General features: G+C 64.4%; 22 protein-coding genes and 2 pseudogenes. 10 read left to right on the forward strand and 14 right to left on the reverse strand.

The window, feature by feature from the left end; all coding sequences use genetic code 11:
* Window positions 1-5: 5 nt before the first annotated feature.
* Entirely contained in the window at window positions 6-1,310 is a 1,305-nt protein-coding gene (locus tag LFT44_RS13155; RefSeq protein WP_236798904.1) for an AAA family ATPase, read from the reverse strand.
* Entirely contained in the window at window positions 1,307-1,948 is a 642-nt protein-coding gene (locus tag LFT44_RS13160) for a hypothetical protein (protein ID WP_236798905.1), read from the reverse strand. The genes LFT44_RS13155 and LFT44_RS13160 overlap by 4 nt, the downstream gene beginning before the upstream one ends.
* Before the next feature lie 152 nt (window positions 1,949-2,100).
* Between LFT44_RS13160 and LFT44_RS13165 the strand changes: the two are divergent.
* Together LFT44_RS13165 and LFT44_RS13170 are read left to right on the forward strand one after the other, a co-directional pair.
* Window positions 2,101-2,217 (forward strand): annotated as a pseudogene (locus tag LFT44_RS13165) (helix-turn-helix domain-containing protein); the annotation flags it as partial.
* A 137-nt stretch (window positions 2,218-2,354) separates the two neighbouring features.
* Window positions 2,355-2,594 (forward strand): helix-turn-helix domain-containing protein, encoded by a 240-nt coding sequence (locus LFT44_RS13170; protein ID WP_236798906.1) that lies wholly within the window; start codon window positions 2,355-2,357, stop codon window positions 2,592-2,594.
* Here the strand turns inward: LFT44_RS13170 and LFT44_RS13175 are convergent.
* A complete protein-coding gene (locus tag LFT44_RS13175) occupies window positions 2,591-3,202 on the reverse strand; it encodes a DUF6262 family protein (RefSeq protein WP_236798907.1) in 612 nt (203 codons plus the stop codon). The genes LFT44_RS13170 and LFT44_RS13175 overlap by 4 nt on opposite strands.
* Window positions 3,203-3,764: 562 nt before the next feature.
* Window positions 3,765-4,136 carry a hypothetical protein gene (locus LFT44_RS13180; RefSeq protein ID WP_236798908.1) on the reverse strand — a complete coding sequence of 124 codons (372 nt, stop codon included), beginning with the start codon at window positions 4,134-4,136 and terminating at the stop codon, window positions 3,765-3,767.
* 588 nt (window positions 4,137-4,724) lie between these two features.
* Here LFT44_RS13180 and istA point away from each other — a divergent pair.
* The gene (istA, locus tag LFT44_RS13185; RefSeq protein WP_236798909.1) at window positions 4,725-6,254 is read left to right on the forward strand and encodes an IS21 family transposase; all 1,530 of its coding nucleotides are present in this window, start codon (window positions 4,725-4,727) and stop codon (window positions 6,252-6,254) included.
* Window positions 6,251-7,030, forward strand: a complete 780-nt coding sequence (istB, locus tag LFT44_RS13190; RefSeq protein ID WP_109864394.1) for an IS21-like element helper ATPase IstB — start codon at window positions 6,251-6,253, stop codon at window positions 7,028-7,030. Before istA ends, istB begins: the two co-directional genes overlap by 4 nt.
* Window positions 7,031-7,198: 168 nt before the next feature.
* Here the strand turns inward: istB and LFT44_RS13195 are convergent, their stop codons facing one another.
* Entirely contained in the window at window positions 7,199-7,663 is a 465-nt protein-coding gene (locus LFT44_RS13195) for a hypothetical protein (protein WP_236798910.1), read from the reverse strand.
* A 74-nt stretch (window positions 7,664-7,737) separates the two neighbouring features.
* On the reverse strand, window positions 7,738-8,244 hold the full coding sequence (locus tag LFT44_RS13200) for a GNAT family N-acetyltransferase (RefSeq protein WP_236798911.1): 507 nt from the start codon (window positions 8,242-8,244) through the stop codon (window positions 7,738-7,740).
* Window positions 8,245-8,704: 460 nt separating this feature from the next.
* Between LFT44_RS13200 and LFT44_RS13205 the strand changes: the two are divergent.
* Window positions 8,705-8,809, forward strand: a pseudogene (locus tag LFT44_RS13205) (helix-turn-helix domain-containing protein); the annotation flags it as partial.
* Window positions 8,810-8,842: 33 nt separating this feature from the next.
* Here the strand turns inward: LFT44_RS13205 and LFT44_RS13210 are convergent.
* Entirely contained in the window at window positions 8,843-9,406 is a 564-nt protein-coding gene (locus tag LFT44_RS13210) for a hypothetical protein (RefSeq protein WP_236798912.1), read from the reverse strand.
* Window positions 9,407-9,545: 139 nt separating this feature from the next.
* On the opposite strand from LFT44_RS13210, the gene LFT44_RS13215 reads away from it, so the two are divergent.
* Window positions 9,546-10,418 carry a LysM peptidoglycan-binding domain-containing protein gene (locus tag LFT44_RS13215; protein WP_236798913.1) on the forward strand — a complete coding sequence of 291 codons (873 nt, stop codon included), beginning with the start codon at window positions 9,546-9,548 and terminating at the stop codon, window positions 10,416-10,418.
* A 101-nt stretch (window positions 10,419-10,519) separates the two neighbouring features.
* Window positions 10,520-11,014, forward strand: a complete 495-nt coding sequence (locus LFT44_RS13220; protein WP_236798914.1) for an Rv3235 family protein — start codon at window positions 10,520-10,522, stop codon at window positions 11,012-11,014.
* 120 nt (window positions 11,015-11,134) lie between these two features.
* On the opposite strand, the gene secA is transcribed toward LFT44_RS13220, so the two are convergent.
* From secA to mtrA, 7 genes are all read right to left on the reverse strand, one after another.
* Window positions 11,135-13,876 carry a preprotein translocase subunit SecA gene (secA, locus tag LFT44_RS13225; RefSeq protein WP_236798915.1) on the reverse strand — a complete coding sequence of 914 codons (2,742 nt, stop codon included), beginning with the start codon at window positions 13,874-13,876 and terminating at the stop codon, window positions 11,135-11,137.
* 99 nt (window positions 13,877-13,975) lie between these two features.
* Window positions 13,976-15,187: a winged helix-turn-helix domain-containing protein gene (locus LFT44_RS13230; protein WP_236798916.1), complete on the reverse strand. Its 1,212-nt coding sequence runs from the start codon at window positions 15,185-15,187 to the stop codon at window positions 13,976-13,978.
* A gap of 32 nt (window positions 15,188-15,219) precedes the next feature.
* A complete protein-coding gene (hpf, locus tag LFT44_RS13235) occupies window positions 15,220-15,945 on the reverse strand; it encodes a ribosome hibernation-promoting factor, HPF/YfiA family (RefSeq protein WP_236798917.1) in 726 nt (241 codons plus the stop codon).
* Between the two features lie 144 nt (window positions 15,946-16,089).
* Window positions 16,090-17,052: a ComF family protein gene (locus tag LFT44_RS13240; RefSeq protein ID WP_236802894.1), complete on the reverse strand. Its 963-nt coding sequence runs from the start codon at window positions 17,050-17,052 to the stop codon at window positions 16,090-16,092.
* A 135-nt stretch (window positions 17,053-17,187) separates the two neighbouring features.
* On the reverse strand, window positions 17,188-18,912 hold the full coding sequence (locus LFT44_RS13245; protein ID WP_236798918.1) for an LpqB family beta-propeller domain-containing protein: 1,725 nt from the start codon (window positions 18,910-18,912) through the stop codon (window positions 17,188-17,190).
* A complete protein-coding gene (gene mtrB, locus LFT44_RS13250; RefSeq protein ID WP_236798919.1) occupies window positions 18,909-20,840 on the reverse strand; it encodes an MtrAB system histidine kinase MtrB in 1,932 nt (643 codons plus the stop codon). Before mtrB ends, LFT44_RS13245 begins: the two co-directional genes overlap by 4 nt.
* A 61-nt stretch (window positions 20,841-20,901) precedes the next feature.
* On the reverse strand, window positions 20,902-21,576 hold the full coding sequence (mtrA, locus tag LFT44_RS13255) for an MtrAB system response regulator MtrA (RefSeq protein WP_018768515.1): 675 nt from the start codon (window positions 21,574-21,576) through the stop codon (window positions 20,902-20,904).
* 766 nt (window positions 21,577-22,342) lie between these two features.
* On the opposite strand from mtrA, the gene LFT44_RS13260 reads away from it, so the two are divergent.
* Genes LFT44_RS13260 through LFT44_RS13270 form a run of 3 tightly spaced genes read left to right on the forward strand, consistent with a single transcriptional unit; the run spans window position 22,343 to window position 25,213 of the window.
* Window positions 22,343-23,362: a DUF7847 domain-containing protein gene (locus LFT44_RS13260; RefSeq protein ID WP_236798920.1), complete on the forward strand. Its 1,020-nt coding sequence runs from the start codon at window positions 22,343-22,345 to the stop codon at window positions 23,360-23,362.
* Entirely contained in the window at window positions 23,352-23,990 is a 639-nt protein-coding gene (locus LFT44_RS13265; protein WP_236798921.1) for a DUF4129 domain-containing protein, read from the forward strand. The genes LFT44_RS13260 and LFT44_RS13265 overlap by 11 nt, the downstream gene beginning before the upstream one ends.
* Window positions 23,987-25,213: a DUF4350 domain-containing protein gene (locus tag LFT44_RS13270; RefSeq protein WP_236798922.1), complete on the forward strand. Its 1,227-nt coding sequence runs from the start codon at window positions 23,987-23,989 to the stop codon at window positions 25,211-25,213. Before LFT44_RS13265 ends, LFT44_RS13270 begins: the two co-directional genes overlap by 4 nt.
* The last annotated feature ends 9 nt before the right edge of the window (window positions 25,214-25,222 follow it).

The following is a 25,222-nucleotide window of genomic DNA, read 5'->3' on the forward strand; positions in this document are numbered from 1 at the left end:
CGAGCCTAGTCCTTCGCCCTTCGCCATGGTGTGGAAGAAATTACAGAGGATCTGCGCTTTCGCTGGTCTGGTGCACAAACGAGGTCGCGGATTGCCCGGCGCAGGTCCGAATCCGGGGCAGCCTCCAGCAGCAGGGATCCTGACAGGAGGGCGGCGTCGGCGGCGCGGGGATCATGGGGCAGGAATGCCGTCAGTTCCGAGGCCGGCGCGTACCTGTCCCACGCATCGCGCAATTGGCGCTCCGGATCCCTCCCGACGGAGGAGGAACGCACTTTATTCATCAGGACGGTGGGTGACGCCTGCGGAACTGCGTCTCCAAGCTCGGCAAGCGCACGCACCATCCGGGGTACGCCCACGGGATCAGCGGCGCCGATGGCATAGACGGTGTCAGCCAGCTCCAGCGGGCGCAGTGTGGCCGCGTTGCGGCGCGGCGCCATGGTATCGAAACTCAGTTCCTCGTCGGCTTCCAGGCAGAAGCCGGTATCGACCACCACCACATCGGCGATTTCCCGGGCCCGCTCAAGGACCAGCGCCAGGGCCGTGGCACGGATTTCTGTCCATCGATCCGCCCGGGTGATGCCCGTCAACACCCGGAACTGCCCTGATGCCGTAGCGACGGTGGCGGCGACCTTTCGGAGTGCATCCGCGTCCAGCTGCCCGTGATCGGCGAGCCTGCACGCCTGGGCCAGCCCGGCCGATTCGTCCAGGAGCCCGAGTACTGCGGCCACGCTGGCGCCGTATGTGTCGGCGTCGACCAGGAGGACGTCCTGGCCATCGGCCGCCATCTCGCCCGCGATGTTCACTGCCACCGTGGTCCTTCCGGGGGACCCCGCTGGCCCCCAGACGACGATGAGCCTTCCGGTTCCGCGCCCTTCCGCCTCCTGCTCCGGCCCCACAGGATCGGTTGCCAGCGCAGCTCCGGTATCAGCGGCCGTGCTGAGGCTGACCGGACGGACCGCACCTGTAAGTTGCGCGACGGCGTCGGCAATCTTGTCGGAAAGCTCCGCCGACTCAACCCGCGTCAACGCCGAGGCGACGCCAATTTTGCGGAGCCTCGCGGCCTCCTCCGCGTTGTCGGTCAGCGCGATGATCGCGACGCCAACTGCCCCAAGGCGGTCGACCAGGGAAGCCGTTAACCCTTCAGACCCATCGGCGATCACGGCCGCCCGGGCCAGTCCGCTCTGGCAGGCCGACAGCAGTTCGGGAAGTTCCGCGCACCGGCGTACCACCGTGACCGGACCGTGCAGTCTTTCGAGACCCCCAACCAGGTCCTCACGGCTTTGGCCGACGGTGACGACGGGAATGTTCATCGGGCGCCGCCCGGGTTCCAGACGACGGATATCTTTGCCTCATTTGCCTGGGCGCCCAGCAAGGCAGGCATCTGCTTGTCCTCGACCAGGACCATGAGCACGGTGGTTTTCGCCGACCCAAGCGCGGTGGACCCGTTGGCGACCTCTGCAATTTCCGCTCCGGGAAGGATGAGCTTGGGCTCGGTGAACCCGTTTTTCGCGTCGGGCTGGGCCACCCAGACGTCTACGCGGGCGCCGGCGACTGCCTGCGAGGGCAAAGTCTGCTCGACATTGAGGGCAACGGGCTTTCGGTTCAGCTGGTCCACCGCACCAAGGCTCGCCCGGGGAACAAGCTGGTCCTTTCCAATCCTCTGCATGGCGACGACATCCTGGGGCAGGCCGGCCTCCACTGTGATGTAGTGCTGTTCCGTGTCGCCCAGCCGGACCTTGGCGCGCACCACATTCTCCGGCGTCAGGCGCTCGCCAACAGCAATGCCCTCCCGCGCGGCGTAAACCTCGGTGGTTCGGTCTGCGCTGCCCACCAGGAAGATGACCCCCGCGATGGATGCCAGGACCAGGAGAATGCCCACCAGCAGCCGCGGGTCCTTCCACGAAGGGCGCTTCAGCCGTGGTGCAGTGGTGCTTGAATCAGGAACCATACCGTTCTCCCCCTAGGTACACCGGACCTGCCCGCTCTGGCCGGACTCCTCATTGTTACCGCAAGGCCACGCGAACAAAAGTCAATTATCCAAATACCGCCAAACTGTGGATAACAGGCACATAAGATGCCAGTTGATGGCAAAATGGATGCATGCCAAGGTTCCTCACGCTTGCAGATGTCGCAGAGCAACTCCAGATCAACTCCCCTGCCGCATACGCCTTGGTCCGCAGCGGCGAATTGAAGGCCATCCAGGTCGGCGGCCGGGGTTATCTTGCTCAGTCATGGGGGTCGATGCGATTTCTGCACGGAACTCATGGCCAAGGGGCCTGATTCGGTGATTGATTTCTGTGCGGTTCGTGAGGATCGTAGGGCCCGGTTGGGTAGTCTTTGGGGCGTGATGTGCTGTGGCTGAGAAGCGGTTTTTAGCGTTGGCTGATGTTTCGGAGATTCTGAATATCTCCTCAGCCCAGGCGTATGCCCTGGTCCGCTCAGGCGAATTGCCTGCGATTCAGGTTGGGGGCCGGGGGCAGTGGCGGGTTGAGTCGCGCCTTTTAGAGGAATACATTTCCCGGGGTTATGAGAAGACCGCCGAGTATGTCCGTGCGCAGTCTGCTGACGGCCGGCCCGTGCCGGACGGTGTCTAGCCCCTTTCGGGTATTCGGGCCTCAAGCTTCGTGATGGGCACTGCCTCGTTACGTTGTTTCATCATGGTCCTGTTGATGGACTGCGCGGCGCGCAGCTGGTCGTTTAGGTCTTCGACTTGGGCTTCGAGTAGTGAGATGGCGCTGCGTGCCTGCTCAGTGCTCTTCCGTTCTGTGCTGAGTTGGGTTTCCAGTTCGCTGATGTAGCTGGCCATCTGTTCCGGAGTTCTTCCGGCCAGGGCTTCGGCGAGGTTGGTGTTCACTGCGCGTTTGTAGTGATCGCGTTGCCGGGTGACGGTGGCGAGTCGTTCCTGGAGCCGCAGGAGTTCGGTCACGGCGCCTTTGGGTGTCATTCCTGTCTGTTCATGGCCCTGTGCCCAGGTCGCGCGCTGCTGCGCCGCTGCGCGGGTGACCGCGGTTTTCAGTTCCGGGGTGTTATAGATCAGCCAGCGGCTGACCCCCGCTGCCCGGGCAACTGAGGAGACGGTTAGCAGCTCGGAGCCGTTGATGAGCCGGGTGATTGCTCTCCGGACGAGGGCTTGTTTGGTTTTGCTTTCCTTTTTCTTGGCCCCAATTAGCGCGGCGATGGGTGCCTGCCGTTTTTCGCTCATATTCGGTTTGTGGTTCGGACGGGTGTCAGTGGCAGCATGCGGCGTTCTCCGGTGGTTTCAAGGCGTGGCGCTGCGGGAGGGATTTGCTGCAGGAGCGTGACGGCGTCATCAATGGCGGCCTTGTCCTCGGGGGGCAGCCTGGATTTTTCCTTCAGCAGCGCGGTGCGCATTCGTTTGTAGGAGCTGACCTCTGCTGTAAGTGACTGGTGGATCCATGGTTCGGCGATGTCACCGGCCGCTGCCAGGTCTGCGGTGAGGGCGACGATGTGGGCGTCGATCTGGGGTAGATGGGAGAGGTTGGCCCGGTAGTACTGGCATCCGCCGCATTTGTTGCGGACGGGGCAGGATTGTCCGGCTGCTTTGACGTTGCTGGGCTCGGTGCAGAGGCCCAGTGGCGTCGCTACGGATTCCCGGACATAGGCTGCATAGTCCTCCTATCCGTCACCTTCTCCAAGACGATGACACGACACCCAAGCGGACGAAGCTTCGTCTCCGAATGTGCCTGGGCAATGCCGGCGTCTGCACTGTAAAGGGATCCATTACCGTGCAGCCCCATCGGCTTCTAGGAACAGATATTGAGAAAACCTGTGGCACCCGGACGAGCAAGGAAAGTGATGACGTGGCCATTGTCATCCCGAAATACAGCTTTTGAGCCGGACACGGTCACAGTGCCAGCCTGATAAGGGTTTCCCCAACCCGGAGGGGGATTGCCCTGGCCGTCGTCCAGTGGTGTTTCGGCGAGGAAGAATGTGTCGTCGACGCGCAATTCCTTGATTCCGCAATGGGTGTAAAGCATGGTTGGCATGCCGGAAGCGGCGGTGGGGGCCGGCGACTCCGAGGAGGCTTCGGTAATGGGAGTGGCAGGACCTGCGCACGCAACCAGGACGGCCAATAGCGTAACGGCCAATAGCGAGAGTCTGATTTTTCCGGCCATTAGACCGCACCCCAATTCCCGATCAGGCTCAAAGAGTATGCCGTGAGAGAGAGCGCCACAATACTAGGGCTAGTGACGTTTTCCTCACGGCGCGTCCGGTGTTGGATAGATGGCCGAATCAGGGAGGAATGGATCCCTAGAGCAGGGGAAAAACGCCGGGCGATGCCCAACCTTTGGTTACGGTCGTCCACGTTCTGCGCGGCGTCAGAACCAGTGCCACACGTCCCTCATAATCCAAACCAAGAACATGGCGAAAAGAGACGGCGGAATCAGGTAGAGCACCCAGTTGTCGTGCCATTTTCGTTTCGCCATTGTTCTTCCTCCGTTCGAGGCCACTCTACGAGTGGTCGACATCCTCCGGTAGGTAGAAGCTAGCCGTGCACGGTGACCGATGTTAGTGGCCATGAAAAACTGCCCGTAGGCGGCCACGAAAGTGCCCACTGACGGCCAGTAGAACTGCCCATCGGTGGCCATGAGATCTGCCCACTTCCTTACTTGTCCTGCCGCGTCTTAAGCGGCGGGGGCCTCTCCCCGGGATTTGATGACGGTGTCTAGTCGCATCGAATGTCGCCCAGGAAGAGGCCCTGTATGAAGTCTGACGGAGAAATCATGGAAATTCTTGCTGCCTACGATCTGACCGGATCGTTGCGTGCAACCGCGGAGCTGACGGGCTGTTCCCATCACACTGTTGCCAGGCATGTTGCGGCGCGGGACGCGGGCCGGCCGATCGCTGAACCGGCGCCCCGCCATCGTGTCACGGACACGTTCTTGCCCAAGATCGAGGAATGGGTCGAGACGTCCAAGGGCCGGATCCGCGCGGATAAAGCCCACGAGAAGCTGCTCGCTCTGGGTTATGTGGGGTCGGAGCGGTCTACCCGCCGGGCGATCGCGCAGGTGAAAGCGGCCTGGCGGTTGGGCCATGTGCGCGTGCACCGGCCTTGGATCGCGGAGCCGGGGATGTGGCTGCAGTACGACTTCGGTGACGGGCCGCGGATCGGCGGGGTGAAGACCATCCTGTTCGTTGCCTGGCTCGCGTTCTCGAGGTTCCGGATCGTGATCCCGCTGCGGGACCGGACCGCGCCGAGCGTTTTCGCAGCGCTTGACCGCTGTTTCCGGATCCTGGGTGGGGCGCCGACCTATGTCCTGACGGATAACGAGAAGACGGTGACCACCGCGCACGTGGCCGGGGTGCCGGTGCGGAACCAGCAAACCCTGGACTTCGCCCGGCATTACGGGGTGACCGTGCTGACCTGCCAGCCGGCCGATCCGGCCACGAAGGGTGGGGTCGAGGCGTCGGTGAAGCTGGCCAAGGCCGATCTGGTGCCGACCGATACGAATCTGCGGGCCGAGTACTCCACGTTCGCGGAGTTGGAGAAGGCGTGTGAGGTCTTCATGGACGAGGTGAATAACCGGGAGCACCGTGCCACGCGGCGTAAACCCGCTGCGGTGCTGGCAGAGGAGGCGCCCGGGTTGCATCGGGTCCCGGAGACTGCTCACACGGTCGCGTTTGGGCTCGCCCGCACGGTCCCGGAGAACACCCCGATGGTGACGTTCGAGAACGCGCAGTATTCCGTCCCGGCGCACTTGCTCGGGGCCAGGGTGTTCGTCCGCGTCCACGGCAGCGGCCCGGGCGAGCAGGTCATCATCGTCCATCACGGCCCCGGTGGTCCGGTTGAGGTCGCCCGGCACGAACGGGCAAGGCCCGGCAGCCCTGCCATCAACGATGAGCACTTCCCCGGGATCAGAACCCGGGTCCCGGGCGATTACACACCCAGAGCCCGCACCGCCGACGAAGCCGAATTCCTGGCCATCGGCGCCGGCGCGGCGACGTGGTTGGTCGAAGCCGCCGCGGCCGGGACGGGGAGGATGAACCTGAAAATGGCCGAGGCCGTGACCCTGGCCAAAATCGCCGGGACCAAGCAAGTGGACCGGGCCCTGGGCGACGCGGCACTCCATGGCCGCTTCGCCCACGGCGACCTGGCCTCGATCCTGAACGCGAACGTCAGACGCACCACCACCCACGCCGCGGACGAGACCCGCTCCCTGACCCAAGGCACCGGCGCGTGGGCAGGCCTGGGCGCAGCGCCCTTCAGCACCGCCAAGGAGCAGAACCGATGAGCCCCGTAAGCACCACCGCCCCGGCCCTCCCGTCCGAGCTCGAAGCGCTGATGCGGCAACTGAAGATGCCCCACGCCCGTGCCCTCGCACCGGAACTGATCGCGACCGCCCGCGCCCAACGCTGGGAGCCGGCCGAGATCATCAAGGCACTCTTCGCCGAAGAAGCCGCCGGCCGGGCCCGGTCCATGCTCGCCACCCGGCGCAAAGCAGCAGGCTTCCCGACCGGGAAAACCTTCGACGCCTGGGACCCCGCCGTCTCGTCCATCCCTAGCCCAACCCAGCAAGCCCTGCGCACCCTGGAATGGATCACCCGCAGGGAAAACCTCGTCGTCTGCGGACCCTCCGGCACCGGGAAAACGTTCTTCCTCGAAGCCCTCGGCCAGCAAGCCGTCGAAGCCGGCATGCGCGTGGCCTGGTTCAGACTCGAAGACCTCGGCGCCCTCATCCGCGCCCACCGCACCGACGACAGCGTCACCCGCGCCGTGACCAGAATCCTCCGCGCGGAACTCGTGGTGATCGATGACATCGGCCTGCTCCCGGTGGCCACAGACGCCGCTGAAGGACTTTACCGGGTAGTCGACGCCGCCTACGAAAAGCGCTCCGTCGCGATCAGCTCGAACCTTCACCCGGCAGGCTTCGACGAGCTCATGCCCAAAACCCTCGCCACGGCCACCGTTGACCGGCTCCTACACCACGCTCACGTCTGCCAAACCAACGGTGATTCCATCCGCCTCACCCAGGCCCTCGCCGGAAAAGGAGTCACCCAACTGAACTAACAAGACCCGACGATGGCCAACCCCGCCGAACCAAGCAGTGGGCAGATCTATTGGCCATCACCGGGCAGTTTTACTGGCCACCAGCGGGCACATCAACTGGCCGTCCGTGGGCAGAAACTAATGGCCATTGACAGACCGATCCTTCGGCGGGCAGGTGGGGGGTCAGCGTCAAGAAAACGCGATGCTTAGGGTGATCAACAGGATCCCGGTGCAGAAGAGGAGAATGCTGAAACCAATTCCAAGGGATTCCATGGCTTTGACTTGTCGTTGCTCTTCATCCTGCTCGGGTCGGTTGCGGTTGAACATTGTCATGACGGTCTGGTACTGATACTGCGCTATGTCTCTGCGGAATATGAACCAAACCGTAGACACGAGAAGGAGTACCAGCCCAGCTCCGCTAACTCCTGCGGTCCCCGGGAACCGCAAGGGCCCGTAGACGGCAAGCAAATAGATGGCCGCCGCCGCTGCCACGCACAGGGCAAACTGAATCTTGCGTCGCTTACCGAACCCCTGACGTGGATCCGACCATCCGAGGTGGCTTGTCCTGCGCTCCAACGTACGGATCCATAGGAAGGTCGCTATGCATCCGACAACAAAGAACAGGCTGAGGGCCACTATCAACGGTTCGCGCATAGTTCTGACGTTATCCTGACCGGTGGAACGGCTGACGCCTCGATCGGCTACGGCGCTATACGGATAGAAGGGAACTACTTCAGCACAGCGACCATCTGTACGCGGCGACCGTACCTGGCGAGATCAAGGCTGTCTTCAAGACGCACCAGTTTCCGGTGGAAGTCAGTCGAAGGGTCCTCCTCCACAAAACCTGCCCGCGAGTAGAAAGGCGCGTTCCAAGGGACATCGGCATAAGTACGCAGGGTCAGCCGGCTATGCCCACGTTCGCGGGCTTCTTCCTTCGCGGCATTGATCAGCAGGCGGCCGTATCCGCGACGACCATATTCGGGTAAGACCGAAAGTTGCTCAAGGTGAGCAATCTTCCCTGACTCGATAACGTGCACGAAACCCACGACAGCGCCTGTGTCTGTGGCTTCGGTGACTAGGACGTATCCGGGCTCTGACGCTCTTGAACCCCCAGATGGGGCGGGCGGCCATCGATCAGGAAGCAGCCAATCAATGAGAAGCCGATCGGCAGCATTCTCGATCGTCTCCACTGCCGGGTAGTCAGCCGATGTCGCGAAGCGGATTCGAGCGGTCACCAATTGATCATATTGTGGCTGCCCGCAAGCCGGTCGATCCCCGTGCCGCGGAAGCCGAAGGCTACGTTCCGTGCGGTTGCGAGCCCAGGCTATGTACGTAAGACCCGAACGATGAAATGCACGGTGACGGGGGGATTACTGCAACCATGTTTGTTTGACTGGAATGAAGATCGGTTATGCCCGGGTCTTGGCGAACGGCAAGGACCTTACCGCCCAACACAATGCCCTCTTTGCCCTGGGTGTTGAGAAGCCCCAGATCTATTTCAATCACGGACTGACGGGGGTGAACCGGGTGGGCCCTGCGCTCCGTGAAGCGATGTCGGCTTGCCGGCGTTACGTTTGTGGTGACCGAGCCGAAGCGTTTACAAGCTAGCCTCACACCCAACCTAAAAAGTGTTAGGTACCGACCGCAGAATGCCCTATACAAACAATTCCTACACGTGAGAAGAGTCAAGATAACCGCGGGCAATGGCGGGTGGAAGAGAAGATGCTGGAGCAATACATCGAGGAACGCTACGCCGAGGCCAGCCGCATGATTCAGGAGTCACGCTCCAAGTCCGTTTGACGCCTCACCCCCTTCACAGGTCCACAGCCGGAGTCAGCCGGCCTTGGGCGACCTGATCATGGCCAGGACAGTGAAGGGGATTGCTGACACTTCACGGACACTCCGGCTCCTCCGCACCTCTCCTGGAGTGACCGAGGCCAGGTCGATATAGTCCCTGCCGACCCGGTCGATAACGCCGGCCAGCCGCAGTGCGCCGCCTCCCCCTGAAATGGTCACGGACAGTTCCGCACGGTCGCGGGCAAGGCCACGGAGGGCGTGGGCAAGCCCAATTGAGCGGCGGACCGGTGAGTTTTCCGGCAACGCGTGCCTGCCGAGCCCGACGTACCGCGCCGCAGCAGCATAGGGGACGAGCACTTGGTGCTGATCTTCGTCGAGGACCAGCGCGTCCGCTCCGGCATGCCTGAGTTCCCCGCGCGCTGATTCTCCACAAAGCAGGTAAACGCCGATGCGGCACCCGACGGCCGCACGCAACCGGTGCTCGAGCGGAACGCTGACCATCTCAGCCCGGGTCCGCTCGTTGATCTCGCTGTCAAGCGCCAGACGGTCGGCCTCCGCGAACTGGCTTTCCATGTCGTTGAAGAGAGCATCCCAGCGCATCCCGACAGCGTAGGGTGCCCTGCCCGGTCAGTCAACGGCTTCGCCTTTTCCTCTCCAACGTATGGACAAATACCGCGGCCTCGTCGCAAACTTGGTCAAGTGGTATCAAACAGCATCAAACGGCATCAAAGGAGTAGTAATGGCACGTTCCGAAGCGGCGCGGTGGTCCGATGCCGTCATGGCTCTGGCCCTTCCGGCGTTGGGCATTCTGCTTTGCTTCCTGGGGGTTGGCCTGCTTGGACAGTGGCAGAACTCAGCGGCCCGTAACCAGGAAGCACCCGTCGGCGTTCTTCTGGGGGCGGCCGCGGCGGCGGCCGGCCTGGGCCTTCTGCTGTGGTGGGCCTTCTCGATCCTGGCCGCAGCTGCGTCGGTTCTGCTGGAACACCTCGGACGACGGCGTGCGGCGGCTGCCGCGCGCAGGCTGTCTCCCGCCTTTATGCGGCGGGCGGTGGTTGCCGCCCTGTCGCTGCAACTTGTGGCAGGAGCCGCGGCGAATGCCGCGCCGGCCGCACCTGGGCCTGAGTGGACGCCGACCCAGGCATACGCGGCGTCAGTTCCATCGGACCCTGCGGCCCTGGGCACTGCTGAGGGGCGAGGCAGGACTCTTGGCGCCGGCGGGACGCAGGTCCCAACGCCAACGGTTGTTGCGAAAGACGCGCCAGGAGCGCTTGAAGACCCTGCGACGGCGCGCAGTTCACGCAGTGAACCCCCTGACGCCACACTCCACCCCGGCTGGCAGCCAGCTCCCCCGATGGTGGAACCCGGTTTGCTGGTGGGACCGCGAACCAGAAGTACCTCCGGTCCAGACTCGGGTGGCGAGGGAACCGCAGTAACCGTAATCGCCGGCGACACGCTATGGGACATCGTGGCCACCTATCTGGGACCGGAGGCATCCGACGTGGACGTAGCCCTTGAATGGCCGCGGTGGTATGCAACAAACCGCGCCCTGATCGGCGGAAGTCCTGACGTCCTGCTTCCCGGCCAAATACTGCAGGCGCCTGCGGCGCCGTAACTAGGGCCACTCGGCCCGGGTGCCTTTCACCATTTCCGGCCGGCGGCCTTACCGGCAGGCCTGCCACACTCCATCAAACGATTTGAAGCCAGGAGAACACAATGACTGCAGCGACATCTGTAGGGACCGTCCAGGGCCTTGACGCCACCAGGGGAATCGGCGGGAGGGGCATGGTGGAAAGGCGCCCTGCTCCGGCGCCCGGAGCCCAGCCTCCCGGGGTGAAGGCAGCTCTCCAGCCGGTCAATGAGGCGGCGGAAGTCAGGGCGATCACGAGGGGGACGATCCAGGCCGCCATGGAAGTCCTGGCCGGAATCCGGCCCGTCCACCAGTTGGCCCGGCGCCTTGATCCCCGGTGCCTGGCGTCCCTGCAGCACCGGGCGGCACTGATCAGGCGCGAAATAACGAGGACTGGAAACCCTGCGCTGGCCCGACTGCACCGGAACTCGACGGTCCGCTCGGTGCGGTTATGTGAGGTGGCCGACGGAATCTATGAGGCCAGCGCCGTGGTGGTGGATGATGTACGCGCCCGTGCCGTTGCTGTCCGGCTTGAGCGCAGCAAACAGGTATGGCGGATAGTTGAACTCGTCATCGGCTGATTCTTTTGGGGACGGGCATTGGCGGAGTACAACAGCGAGGCGGCAGCAAGCAGGGCAGGGACGCTTCCGTCCCTGCCCTGCTTGCTGCCGCCAATGCTTCCGGCGGTGTTGCCGGTGTTGCTAACGCTTTTTCTTCTTCGCCGGCCGTTTCGCGGCATCCTGGGCTGCTGCCTTGGCAGGGTTTCCGGAACGTCCGCCCCCGGACCGGGTTTCCACCCGGGTCTGCGTTCCACCGCTCTCAGAGGGAGCGGTGTACTGCAGTTGGGCAGGCTTCTCCGGAGCTTCCAGGCCGGCAGCGCGAACCTGGGGGTCCATGTGCTCGGTGTGGCCCCCCGCAGCGTCCTGCACAACCACATCCTGGGCAGGGGTCACTTCCACCTCAAGGTTGAAGAGGAAGCCAACACTCTCCTCCCGGATGGCTTCCATCATGCTTTGGAACATCGCGAAACCTTCTCGCTGGTACTCCACCAGCGGATCACGTTGTGCCATGGCCCGCAGGCCGATGCCCTCCTTGAGGTAGTCCATCTCGTAGAGGTGTTCCTGCCATTTCCGGCCGATGACAGAGAGCACCACGCGGCGCTCAAGCTCGCGCATGCTTTCGGAACCAATGACCTCTTCCCGGGCCTGGTACACCAGGCGGGCGTCGGAAAGGATTTCCTCCTTCAGCATCTCCACGGTGACCCTGGACTTGCCGCCGGCCTCTTCGATGATGTCTTCGGCGGTAACGCTGACAGGGTAGAGCGTCTTGAGGTTTGTCCACAGCTGGTGGAAGTCCCAGTCGTCGCCGTTTCCTTCTGCGGTTGCGGCGTCGATGAGTGCCGTGATGGTGTCCTCGATGAAGAACTGCACCTTTTCGTGCAGGTCGTCGCCCTCAAGGATGCGCCGGCGGTCGCTGTAGATGGCCTCACGCTGGCGGTTGAGGACGTCGTCGTACTTCAACACATTCTTGCGCTGCTCGGCGTTGCGGCCTTCCACCTGGCCCTGGGCGGAAGCGATGGCCCGCGAGACGAGTTTGGATTCCAGCGCCACGTCGTCCGGGACGGAGCTGTTCATCAACCGCTCTGCGGCCCCGGAATTGAAGAGCCGCATCAGGTCATCGGTCAGCGAAAGGTAGAAGCGCGATTCGCCGGGGTCGCCCTGTCGGCCGGACCGGCCGCGGAGCTGGTTGTCGATGCGGCGTGACTCGTGGCGTTCGGTGCCCAGGACATACAGTCCCCCGAGGTTCAGGACTTCCTCGTGTTCATCCTTCACGGACTGCTTGGCTTCTTCGAGGGCAGCGGGCCAGGCGGCCTCGTACTCTTCCGAGTTCTCCTCCGGGTCCAGCCCCCGCTTGGCGAGCTCGGCGACGGCAGTGAATTCGGCGTTGCCGCCGAGCATGATGTCGGTACCACGGCCGGCCATGTTGGTGGCCACGGTGACGGCACCCTTCCGCCCTGCCTGCGCGACGATGGCAGCTTCGCGTGCATGGTTCTTGGCGTTCAGGACCTCGTGCCGGATGCCCTCCTTGGCCAGGAGCTTGGACAGGTACTCGCTCTTTTCCACGCTGGTGGTGCCAACCAGGACGGGCTGGCCTTTTTCGTGCCGTTCGGCGATATCGCGAACCACGGCGTCGAACTTGACAACTTCGTTCTTGAACACAAGGTCCGACTGGTCGATCCGCTGCATGTCGCGGTTGGTTGGAATGGCCACAACACCCAGCTTGTAGGTGCTCATGAACTCAGCTGCCTCGGTTTCAGCGGTACCCGTCATGCCCGAAAGCTTGCTGTACATGCGGAAGTAGTTCTGCAGCGTCACGGTGGCCAGCGTCTGGTTCTCGGCCTTGATCTCGACGCCTTCCTTGGCCTCGATCGCCTGGTGCATGCCTTCGTTGTAGCGGCGTCCGGCCAGGATGCGGCCGGTGTGCTCGTCAACAATGAGGACTTCGCCATCCAGGATGACGTAGTCCTTGTCCCGCTTGAACAGTTCCTTGGCCTTGATGGCGTTGTTCAGGAATCCGATCAGCGGGGTGTTCGCGGATTCGTAAAGGTTGGTGATGCCGAGGTAGTCCTCGACCTTTTCGATCCCGCTCTCCAGGACGCCGACGGTGCGTTTCTTCTCGTCGACTTCGTAGTCCTTCTCAGGCTGCAGCCGGAGCACAACTTTTGCGAATTCGCTGTACCAGCGGTTGGTGTCGCCCTGGGCCGGGCCGGAGATGATCAGCGGCGTCCGTGCCTCGTCGATCAGGATGGAGTCGACTTCGTCGACGATGGCAAAGTTGTGCCCGCGCTGGACGAGTTCATTCCGGTCCCAGGCCATGTTGTCGCGCAGGTAGTCGAAGCCAAACTCGTTATTGGTTCCATAGGTGATGTCTGCCGCGTACTGCTGGCGGCGTACGGCCGGATCCTGGTTGGCGAGGATAACGCCGCTGGTCAAACCAAGGAAACGGTACACGCGGCCCATGAGCTCGGACTGGTATTCGGCGAGGTAGTCGTTAACGGTGATCACGTGCACGCCCTTGCCGGTGAGGGCGTTCAGGTAGGCGGGAGCGGTCGCCACCAGGGTCTTGCCTTCACCGGTCTTCATTTCAGCGATATTGCCCAGGTGCAGGGCGGCGCCGCCCATCAGCTGGACATCGAAGTGGCGCATCCCCAGGGTGCGTGAGGAGGCTTCCCGCACGGCGGCAAAGGCCTCCGGAAGCAGGTCGTCGAGTTTCTCACCGTCCCGGTGGCGTTCGCGGAGACGATCGGTCTCCTCACGCAGCTCGGCGTCGGTGAAGGTCTTGAATGAGTCTTCGAGGGCGTTGATGGAATCGGCATAGTTCCGCAGCTGCCGGAGTGTTTTCTTGTCACCCGTGCGGAGAATTTTTTCGATAAGTGATGCCACGTGAAGATGCTCCCAGTCTGATGCCGCCGAATTCTGGCGTGTTCAGTCTACGGGAGAGACACGCAGCCGGTGCCCCTTTTCCCTCAGAGCGGATACTCCCTACAGGCGTGCCAGCTCCCGGGACAGAACCACGGCGAGGTCGCCTGCCTCCCCCACTTCCACCTCCGGCAGGCCAAGCCATTGGCCCATTAGCTTCAGCTCGGCAGCGAGTTCGACGGCGGTGTCCACCGGCGCGTCCGGCTCGGCAAAAGCGGACCTCACCAACAGCCGGCCGCCAGCCCTGTCCGCTTTCAGGTCGACCCGTGCCACGATGCGGTCCCGGAGAAGGAAGGGCAGGACGTAGTATCCGAAGCGCCGTTTTGGCTCGGGCGTGTAGATCTCGATCCGGTAATGGAACCCGAACAGTTCCCACAGGCGTCGGCGCTCGAAAACCAGGGAATCGAAGGGGCTCAACAGGGCACGGCCGGTGGCACGCCGTGGCAGTGTCGCTTCCACGTGCCGGAAGACGTCCCGCCCCCAGCCAGTGACCGTGACAGGTTCCAGCCTGCCTTGCTGCACGAGGTGCTCCACGGCCTGGGCGGTTGCTTTGACCGGCGTCCGGAAGTAGTCCGCGAAGCAGCGGATGCTTCCGATTCCGTGCGCCAGCGCGGCAGAATCGGTGAGCCGCTGGAGTGCTGCCGTTGGGTCCACTTCCCGGACTTCAGGAGCCGGGGACGGCAGGACCTTCGATGTCAGCGTGTACCTGCGCTCGAATTGCCCGGTCCTGGAGGCCGCCGATATCAGGCCTTCTTCAAACAGGTCTTCCAGCACGCGTTTAACTGCATTCCAGTTCCAGCCCCAGTTAACCGACTGTTTTTCCTCCACGTGGCCAAGCCGGGCTGTCAGCTCCGAGGCGGTCATGGGCCGGGACCGGGCAAGGACTGCCAGGATCCGGGCAGCGACGTCAGCGCGGATCACGGGGTCCAGCCGGGAGGCGCCCACCCAGGACCGCTTCTGCCATGGAATCAGGTCCTGGTAATGCTCCGGCCGGATATAGCTCGCTTCGTGGGCCCAGTACTCCAGCATACGGCGGGGGTGGCTGGCTGACATGCGTTGCAGGATGTCGCGGTCGTAATTGCCTAGCCTGGAATAGAAGGGCAGGAAATGACTCCGGACCAGGACGTTGACGGAATCGATCTGGACGAGCTGCAGTCGGGCAAAAGTACGGCCCACCGTCCGTGCTGTCACGGGGCCGGTGGGCCGTCCTTTATGGAGTCCCTGTGCTGCCAGTGCGATCCGCCGGGCCTGGTCAAGGCTCAGCGTTGCTGACAATTGAGTCCTCTCTGGCGGTGGTTTAATCCACCTTATGCGTTAGCGGCGGCGTCATCCGAGCGGTAGGCCAGGACCTTTTCCTCCACGGCAGTGTCCCCTGGCTCGCATTCGTGGTCCAGAGTGATGACTCCGTAGGTCCAGCCGCGGCGGCGGTACACGACGGACGGCGTGTTGGTCGCCTTGTCCACGAAAAGATAGAAGTCATGGCCGACGAGCTCCATGTTGTCCACGGCATCGTCGAGGGTCATTGAAGCAGCGGGAAAGACCTTGCGCCGGATCAGTACCGGCGAACTCCCGGCCGGGATGTCATTCTCGACATCGTAAGGGGATTTTTCTTCCGGTGCCTGCGCGGTTTCGCTCCTGCGGTTGGCTTCAAGGTACAGCGGTTCGTGCGCGCTGGCTGGTTCAAGGGTGGCTGTTGCTTCACGGACAGCCTTGGGCGTGTGGCGGCCGTGGTGGACCTTCTTACGGTCCTTTGCCCGCCGGAGCCGTTCAAGCAGTTTGTTGTAGGCGAGGTCAAAGGCGGCAAATTTGTCTGCGGCGCTCGCTTCGGCACGAATTACGGGGCCCCGGCCCAGGACTGTCACCTCGACGGTCAACTGGTCGCCGGTCTGCCGGGCATTGGTCTCCTTGGAGACTTTCGTATCGACCCGCTGGATCTTGTCACCCAACGATTCGATCTTTGCGATCTTTTCCCCGGCGTATTCGCGGAACCGGTCTGAAACTGTCAGATTTCGTCCGCTGATCATAAACTCCATGGTGCCCTCCAAATGACTTCGGTGACACGACGGCGGCACTTCCATGGGCCGGGCTGCCTGACAGTCGAGCCCCTCTCCGAGCCGCCATCGAAAGGTACATTCTGTTCTTGGTACCCACCTCAGACGTTAGTTCATAGCCACCCGTTATTCATCCTTTCCCGGTTTATTTTTTTCTAAGTCATGGTGGTTCACTGGCCGTACCGCGGGTACCGCCTCCGGGTCCGGCGCGTCGGGTGGGCGTGTCGCCGCCAGCACGACAGCGCCCCTCACCTGGGCGCCGGCAAGGTGCAGCGCCCGGGCCGCTTCGCCAAGGGTGGCGCCGGTGGTCAGGACGTCGTCGATGAGGATGCAGGGGCGTCCTGCGACCTTTTCCCGGACAGTGGATCTGACCTGCATGGACCCCCGGACCCGTTGTGACCGGGCTCCCCGACCCAGCCCCTTTTGACCCCCCAACGCTTCCCGGCTGACAAGCCCCTTGCACCGGTCCGGAAAGCGGCGTCCGGATGCCGGGGCCTTACGCAGGACATCGGCGACGTCGAACCCCGGCAATTGCCGTGCCGCCTGCTTCAGCAAGAGGTGGACGGGACTGAAACCCCGGTTGACATACGCGGACGTGCTGGTGGGCACCGGAACCAACAGGAACCCGGTGCCGCCACGTGCTGCTGCCCTGACTGCCGAGGCCAGCGCGCGGCCAAGGCTTTTGGCAAGCTGGTGCTGCCCATGCCGCTTGAACGACAACAGCCCCTGTGCCAGTTCGTCGCGGTACACACCTGCCGCCACCACCGGCAGCATGACCGTTCCCGCAACGTCCATCAGGGCCGGCGCCCCGCTTTCGGCGCGGAAGGGCTGCCTGGTCAGCTGCCGGAGGCGGCCGGCGCAGGATGGGCAAAGGCTGTGGTCCTCCGATCCGCAGCACACGCAGTCCACCGGGACCGCCAAAGCGAGGAGTTCTTCCGCAGCACCGGTCACCCAGTCGAGAAGGCGCAGGAAGGCCGCCTGGTGCTCAGCGCGGTGCAGTGCCGCCGAGGGCGGCGGCGGGCAAAGATCGGGATCGATGACCCGCCTACGATTGCGGCCGCGATCGGCGGGATCCTTTCCTGGCTTCATACCGTCCACCGTCCCACTGTGGACCAGATCCAGGGGCAGCGGGCAGCCGGCCGGCGGCTATGTGGACAAGACGGGATCCCAACCCGGCGAAGCGCTGCGCTGCCTGCACGTTGCCAGCTCGGGGGCAGAAGAGGATCAGCCCGGGAATGCCGGATCGATGGGCCCCTTGATCTGCGGCGACCAGCCATTGCCGAGGCGCTGGAAGATCCCTTCCCCGGACTGCACGTAGAGGTCGTCGGCGCCATTTCCGGCGCTGATGGAGACCAGGCCCGGCCAGGGAGCCAACTGCTGCGGCTGCCCGGAAGTCAGGGACAGAAGTTCCGGCGTGACATTCGTACCGGCGGCCCCCTTCATGACCGCCACGGTGGTGCCGTTCACCCAGACGCCTTGGTCGGGATCACTGGAAGCCACCAAGGTGATGGGCACCGTCAGCTCCCGCGGTGTGCCGTCCCCGGCCCGGATCACGCCCGCTACCTGTACCTTGGACTTGCCGTTTTGTTCGGAAATGACCAGGGCGCGCACCCCGTCGCGCGAGATACGGAGTTCCTTCACCGTGCGGCCGGCGAGCCAAGCGGGTGCCATCGTTACGGACGGGACTGCTGCTCCTTCCGCCACGCCGGCGGGGTGGAAGGCCACCACTTCGGTGGCACCCGTGGCGCCCGGCCCCGCTGTCCATACCCAGTCGCTAAGACTGATGGACGGCCGGCTGAGGGTGCTCCTGGTGGTCAGGGAACGCGCAGGTTGCCCTGGGCTGATGCTGTACAGCGTGGTTCGGCCGTCGTTGAGGAAGGCCGCAGTCTGCGAGACCGGAGACTCGGCAGGATACCGGGGATTGAGCGCTGAAACCGGCTGCATGTCCGGCAGCGGCGACACCCGGTTGTTCTCGTACCGCACCAGTTCATTACCGCTAATGGCGATCTGCCGCGACGGCACGGTCTTGTCCAGCACCGGCGGAAGGACACTCCCGTTGTCCTCCACCCGGACCAGGTCCTGGTTGGCGCGCAGCTCGACATTGACCACGTCGGGCTGGCTTCGGAACGTCAGCGTCAGCTGCATCTGCATGCGCAGCCGGTCCTCGGCCGATGTTTCCGTCAGTTCCTTGGCCGTCAGGTCCACCTGGGCCGCCCCGGACACGACGGGCACCGATTCACGGGCCAGCTTGATCCCGGAGGGAAAAGCGCTGGCGACGGCGCCGCGCAGGTATGGAGCAGGGCCGGCCAGCAATGCGCTGGTCATGGCCTTGACAGTCTTGTTCTTCAGGAACCAGCGGACGTCGGGGACGGCGTATGTGAAGGTGGGGTCGTAAAAATAGATGGGGTAGGCGCCGTAGATTACCTTGAACGTTTCCTCCGCGATGGCTGTCCCGTCCGGAATCGCGGAGATCCGCCACTCCCCGTCCACCTGCGTCACCGTCACGGGAATACGTTCCACTGTTCCCGGCGGCGACTGCGTGGCGATGCCGTCCGCGTTCACCGTGTAGGAGACGTCCAGTTCGTAGTTGAAGACGTTCTCGGTGCCAGTGGGGACAACGCGGGCCTCCCGGTACACCAGGGCGCGCTTGTCCGGTTTCCAGGACACTGCCGATGCCTGCGTCAGGTATTGGCGGGCCACCGCGTAGTCGTCCTCGTAGCCGCTGCCGGCCCGGTAGAAGTAGTCGATGATGGTTTCCGGTGATGCGCCCGGTTGTGGCGCCGCCGGCAGGAACACCGGTGCACTGACGTTTCCCGCGCTGCTTTCGCTGCTCTTGCCGACCGGGCCGGACGTGGGGATCCGCGCGCAGCCCGACAGCAGGACGATCAGCAGCGCCAGCAGCGCCAGCAGCGCCGCCGGGTACCTGGCGTGGCGCGCTGCCGCCCTCATGGTGTCTCCTCGGGTGCCCGCACCGGAGCAGGCCTGGCGGTGCCTGTTTGGAGCACCAGCATGTTCTTGTAGTCCTGTTCCGCCGGGATGCTTCCCGGCGCTCCCGGGATGGTGGCGTCCTTTGGTTCCAGTTGGACGGGCGACTCGGCGATCACGGCATCCTGCCGCAGCGGGAGGGTGAGCCGGAAGTTGGCACCATCCCCCTTCCTTCCCCAGGCCTGCAGCCAGCCGTGGTGCAGCTTTGTGTCTTCCATGGCGATGGACAGTCCCAGGCCACTGCCGCCGGTGGTGCGGGCACGGGCGGGATCGGCACGCCAGAACCTGTCGAAAACCCGGGCAGCCTGTGCCTGGTCCATACCAATGCCGTGGTCCCGGACCGCGACGCCGACGGCAGTATCATTGGCCGCGACGGTGACCGTCACGGGTTTGCCCTCACCGTGCTCGACTGCGTTCAGGATCAGGTTCCGCAAAATCCTGTCAATCCGCCGCGCGTCCATTTCCACGATCATCGCCCCTTCGGGGGCAGCGAAAATGATTTCGGAGCCATACTCCGCGGCTACGGGTGCCGCTCCTTCAATGACGTGGGCGATCACCTGTAGCAGGTCCTCCGGCTCGGCATCCAGCATTGCCACGCCCGCATCGAAGCGGCTGATTTCAAGGAGGTCGGAGAGGAGGGACTGGAACCGCTCCACTTGGTTGTAGAGCAGCTCTGCGGACCGCTTGTTGATGGGGTCGAAATCATCACGCGCGTCATAGAGGACTTCTGCTGCCATCCGGACGGTGGTCAACGGCGTCCGCAATTCGTGCGAGACGTCGGAGACAAATCGCTGCTGCATCTGCGAAAGCGTTGCCAGTTGCGTGATCTGCTCCTGCAGGCTGGCTGCCATGTGGTTGAAGGAAGCGCCAAGGCGCGCCACCTCGTCCTCGCCCTTGACCACCATGCGCTCCTGCAACTGTCCGGCTGCCAGCTTCTCGGACACCATGGCGGCGTGGCTGACCGGGCTGACCACGTTGCGGGTGACGTACCAGGCTACGGCGCCGATCATGAGGACCAGCACGGCACCGCCGGCCCACAACACGCTCTGGATTTCGTTGAGCGTCTGCTGGGCGGTATTCAGGTCATAGATCAGGTAGAGCTCGTACACCGTGCCGTTGAAGGTCACTTTGTTCCCGACGGCGATTCCCGGCCGGTCCTCGGTGCCCACCGGGATGACCGTGGAGGCCCAGTACTGGTCCTTGCCGGAGTCCTGGACTGCCTTCCGCAGGTCCGCGGGGATGACACTGACGGTCAGCTGGTCGGAGGCGCGTGACTCCACCCAGCGGTTCCGGGGCTTGGTCTGGTTGGGCATCGCTTCGAAGACGTAGCGGCGCTGGATGACCGAACCACGGCCTTCCACGGCGCTCAGCGTGTCCGAAACCAAGGTGATAACGCTGGACTGGTCGGTGACCTGGGCGCCGTCGAACGTGTCCTGTACCTGCTTGACGTTGTAACGGGTCTCCGACTCTGCCTGGGTCAGCCGCTCCTGGAAGAGGTTGTTGGCGATCTGGTTGGACAGGTATGCGCCTACGACGGCAAACGAGGTCACGGCCAGCATGAGGGTGGTGAGGACGGTACGGAACTGCAGGGACCGGCGCCAGCGCTGCTGCAGGGCGCGGCCCAGGTACCTCAGGCCGGGAAGGAAGCGGCGGACGCCCGTGCGGACCAGGCGTGCCACGCGCAGGGCGACGATCAGGGCACGCCGCTGCCAAATCCTGGCCCTGAAGCCCACATGCCTGAGGACGGGAGTGATGCCATCCCGGGGACCGGGCGCGCCCTGTGAGCCAGCGTCCTGTGAGCCGGATCCCTGAGAGGCAGCGTCGGGTGCGGCGCCGTCGCGGGGCGCGGTGTCCCCCGCGACGTCGTCCTGGCCCGCGGTGTTCCGGTCCATGCCGGCAACGACAGAGTGCGGGGTTGTGCGCTGGTCCGGTTCCCCGTCCCGCGCGGAGGGGTCAGACCCCTGCTTTGTAGCCGACACCACGCACCGTCAATACAACTTCCGGGGCTTCCGGGTCCTGCTCGATCTTGGACCGCAGTCGCTGGACATGGACGTTGACCAGCCTGGTGTCTGCAGCATGGCGGTATCCCCAAACCTGCTCCAGCAGCAGCTCCCGGGTGAAGACCTGCCAGGGTTTACGGGCCAGCGCCACCAGGAGGTCGAATTCCAGCGGGGTCAGGGAGATCCGCTCATTGCCCCTGCTGACGGTGTGGCCGGCAACATCGATGGTGATGTCCGCGATGCGCAGTGTCTCGGGCGCCTTCTGGTCCCCGGGGCGAAGGCGGGCCCGCACGCGCGCCACCAACTCGGCGGGCTTGAAGGGTTTGGGCACGTAGTCATCAGCACCGGACTCGAGTCCGCGGACGACGTCGGAGGTATCCGACTTGGCGGTCAGCATGACGATGGGCACGTCCGACTCGCCGCGGATTTGCCGGCAGACCTCGATGCCGTCCATGCCGGGAAGCATGAGGTCGAGCAGGACCAGGTCCGGCCGCGATGACCGGAAGACGTCCAGCGCCTGGGCTCCGTCCGCGCAAAAGACCGGCTCGAAGCCGTCATTACGGAGGACAATTCCAATCATCTCGGCCAGCGCTTCGTCATCGTCTACCACCAGAATGCGTGCCTTCATAGCTATATATTCCCTTATCGAAATGGGTTTGTCCTGTTGAGCGGCTTCCGGCATGGCGGGAGTACTAGGCCGTCCGACGCCGGAACTATAGTCTTGGGGTCATGTCCCGCGCTGCCGGTGCGCACCTTCCGGCGGCTGGTACGGGGCGGGCAGACTGGTATTGGGGGAGGAATCAGTGTCACCACAGGAGTCGGGGCCCGGGGAACCCAGGCAGGAGCGGCCGCGGGATGCACCGGACGGCAGCACGCCCGTGTCGGCAGGCATGCCCGGCCCGGAGACGCCAGGACCCGACGCGCCCAGGCCCGCAACGCCCAAACCAGGCGCGGGTGCATGGAACCAGCCGTGGGCGCCGCCCGGGCACCAACCCCACGAAGGCCAGCAATCACAGTCCGGGCAGCAGTCCCCTTGGGAGAAGCAGCAGCCATGGCAGCAACGGCCTCAAACACAGCCGTGGCAGCAGACGCCCGGCCAGCAACCGTCCGCGAATAACCCGTACGCCGGCGGCCCATACCCCGGCGCCTCCCCCTCTGGAAGCCAGGCATACGGCGGACAATCCAATGGCGGACAGGCCAGCGGCGGGCAGCCGCCTAATGGTTCCCCTTACAACGGGTCCCAGTACAACGGCTCTGCCTATCCCGCTGCGCCTTATGGGGCATCACCTTATGGAGCAACCCCGTATGGGGCGTCACCATACGGGGCCTCACCCGGCGGTCAGCCGCGCTACGTAGCCCCGCCGAAGCCGGGGATCATTCCGTTGCGGCCCCTGATGTTCGGGGAAGTTCTGGACGGATCGTTCCAAGCCATCAGGCGCAATGCCAAGGCAATGCTCGGGGCCGGTTTGCTGGCGCAGTCATTGTCGGCCATCCTCGCTGCGGTAGTCACAGCGCTCCTTGCCACTTCGTCGGGCTCCGTCGAGGCCTGGGCCGAAACGGCCAGCAGCGCCGAACTCACCTCCCTTGGGATCGGTATGATGGCCGGCTTTGCCCTCCTGTCCATCTTGTCGGTGTTCATTTCCGCCATCCTCCAAGGCGCCATGGTGGTGCCTGTGGCGCGTTCCATCCTGAACCGGCCCACCGGCTTCCGGCGCATGCTGTCGCTGGCGCGGCCAAGGTTCGGCGCACTGGCCGGGCTGGCGGCGCTGATGGTGGCGGCGGTTCTGGCCACCATGGCGCTCTTTGTCGCCATCATTGTTTTCCTGTTCTCCAACGTCCGGGGCGCGGCCGTGCTGCTGGTATTCCCCCTCATGCTGGCTTTTGGCGTCGCGGTTGCGTGGGTGGCGGTCAAGGTCATGGTGGCGCCTGCCGCCGTCGTCATCGAAGAGGTTGGAGCCTTTGCCGGAATCCGTCGTTCCTGGGAATTAACCCGGGCTAACTGGTGGCGGATCCTGGGCATCACCTTGGTGGTGGCGGTCCTGGTGGGGGTGGTCACCCAGGTGGTCCTGATTCCGGTAAGCCTCCTGCCCACGTTCGTGTCCGGTGTGGTCTCGCCGCACGGCGGCAGCGGGCAGGACGCCACAATGGGCGTTGTCATGGGTGTGGTCACCGCGGTGATCGGTGCCCTGGTGGGCGCGGTGGCTTACGCCTACCAGACATCCGTGATGGCGCTGCTCTATATGGACCTGCGGATGCGCAAGGACGGCCTGGACATCGCGCTGCTGCGCCAGCTGGAGACCGGTGCTGATCCTGACGGCGTCCCGGGCCGGGGAACGCAGGCAGGCAGGAGCACGCCGTACCCCGGGTATGGGACGGCGCCAGGGTCACCAGGGGCATGGACGTATGGCCGCTGAGCCTCCGGTGCTCCCGGATTCGGCGGAGGCACGGCGCTGGGCGGTAGAGGAGCTGGCCAAACCGGAATACCGGGACGCCGCCCCATCCTGGGTGGACACCCTCTGGCGGAACTTCCTCGACTGGTTGCAGTCCCTGGACGGCTCCACCGGGGACTCAACAGCTGTGCCCAGCCCGGTCATCGCCCTCGTCATTGCGGCCATCATCGCAGCTGCCATCATCCTCGCGCGCCCCCGGCTGAACGCCCGCGCCCGGAAGGCCAAGGACGTCTCCGAACGGGAAGCGGCCATGTCAGCGATCGACTACCGGAACCGCGCAGAAGCCGCAGCCGCGGCCGGAAAGTGGGGGGACGCCGTCGTCGACCGCTTCCGTGCCGTGGTCCGCAGCGCTGAAGACCGCACCATCCTGGACCCGCAGCCGGGCCGTACCGCCGATGAAGCGGCGCGGGCACTGTCCGTGTCCTTCAACGCTGAGTCCGGGCGATTGCTGCGGGCGGCGGCCGTCTTTGACGGCATTCGGTATGGGAACAGGTATGCAGGCAGCGCCGACTACCAGGAGATGGTGGGCCTGGACTCCGACTTGGATGCCACGAAGCCGGTTCCATCCGGCAGCGCGGTACGGCTGCCATGAGCGGCTCCGCTACTGATACCAGGCATCCGGGTCCTGCCGCTGGCCGGGAGGACATCCCGGAAGCCGTGTCCGCGCCACCGACCTCCCACGCAGGGAGGTTCCTCGCCTGGCTGCGGCAGCACCGCGGACTTACGGCAGCGGGTGTTGTGGTGGCCGCCGCGCTGGCGCTGGTGATCGGCACGCAACTCGCTCCCAATGGCGACACGATTCCCCTCTCAGTCCACAATGCCGGGCCGGACGGGGCCAGGGCGTTGGGCGAGATCCTGGGCCGGCACGGAGTCTCCGTCCACACGCCCGCACGTTTCGACGCAGCCTTGGATGACCTGCGCTCCGGCTCCTCCCCCACGCTCCTGCTCTATGACAGGAACGGCATCCTGGGTGAGCCGCAGCTGGCCGCACTTATGTCGGCCGCTGACAAAGTGGTGGTGGTTTCGCCCAGGCTGGAAACCCTCACCGCCCTTGACAGCGGGATCCGCCAGGCCGGTGTGGTTCCCGATGGCTTCCCGGTCCTAAACCCGGGCTGCGACCAGCCGGATGCGGAGGCAGCGGGACAGGTCACGGGCCAGGGCGGCTTCGTCTACGACGGCGGGACGGCCTGCTACCGGGCAGCCGGAACCGCCGGGATGTTCGCCGTCAGCAACGACGGACGCCTGGCCGTGCTGGGCAACCGGGCGGTGCTGGGCAACGACAAGCTGGATGAACTGGGCAACGCCGCGTTGGCAGTCCGGATGCTGGGCGCATCGCCGGACCTGGTCTGGTACCTGCCCTCGCTGGAGGACGTCGCAGTGACCGGATCCGGGAAGACACTGGATGACCTTGCACCGGACTGGGCCCGTTTCCTGGGCCCCTGGCTGCTCCTGGTGGCATCGGCCGCCGTCCTGTGGCGGGGGCGCCGCCACGGCCCGCTGGTGTTCGAGCCGCTGCCGGTGGTGGTCAAGGCTGTTGAGACTGCGGAAGGGCGTGCCCGGCTTTACCAGGACTCCCGCTCCGTCGGCCAGGCCCGGGACAACCTGCGGGCAGGGCTGCTGGTGCGGCTTTCCGGAAAGCTCCGCCTCGGCCCAGGTGCCACAGCCGAGGACACCATAGCCGCGGTGGCCAAGTACCTCGGCACGGACGCCACCGGCATCCGCGAACTGATAAACGAACGCCCCGCAACCGAAGCCCGGCTGGTGGCCTGGTCACAGTCGCTGGACAAACTCGAGAAAGAGGTCATGACCCGATGAGCGAACAGA

The sequence above is a fragment of the Arthrobacter sp. FW306-05-C genome, assembly GCF_021801725.1.
Classification (GTDB): Bacteria; Actinomycetota; Actinomycetes; order Actinomycetales; family Micrococcaceae; genus Arthrobacter.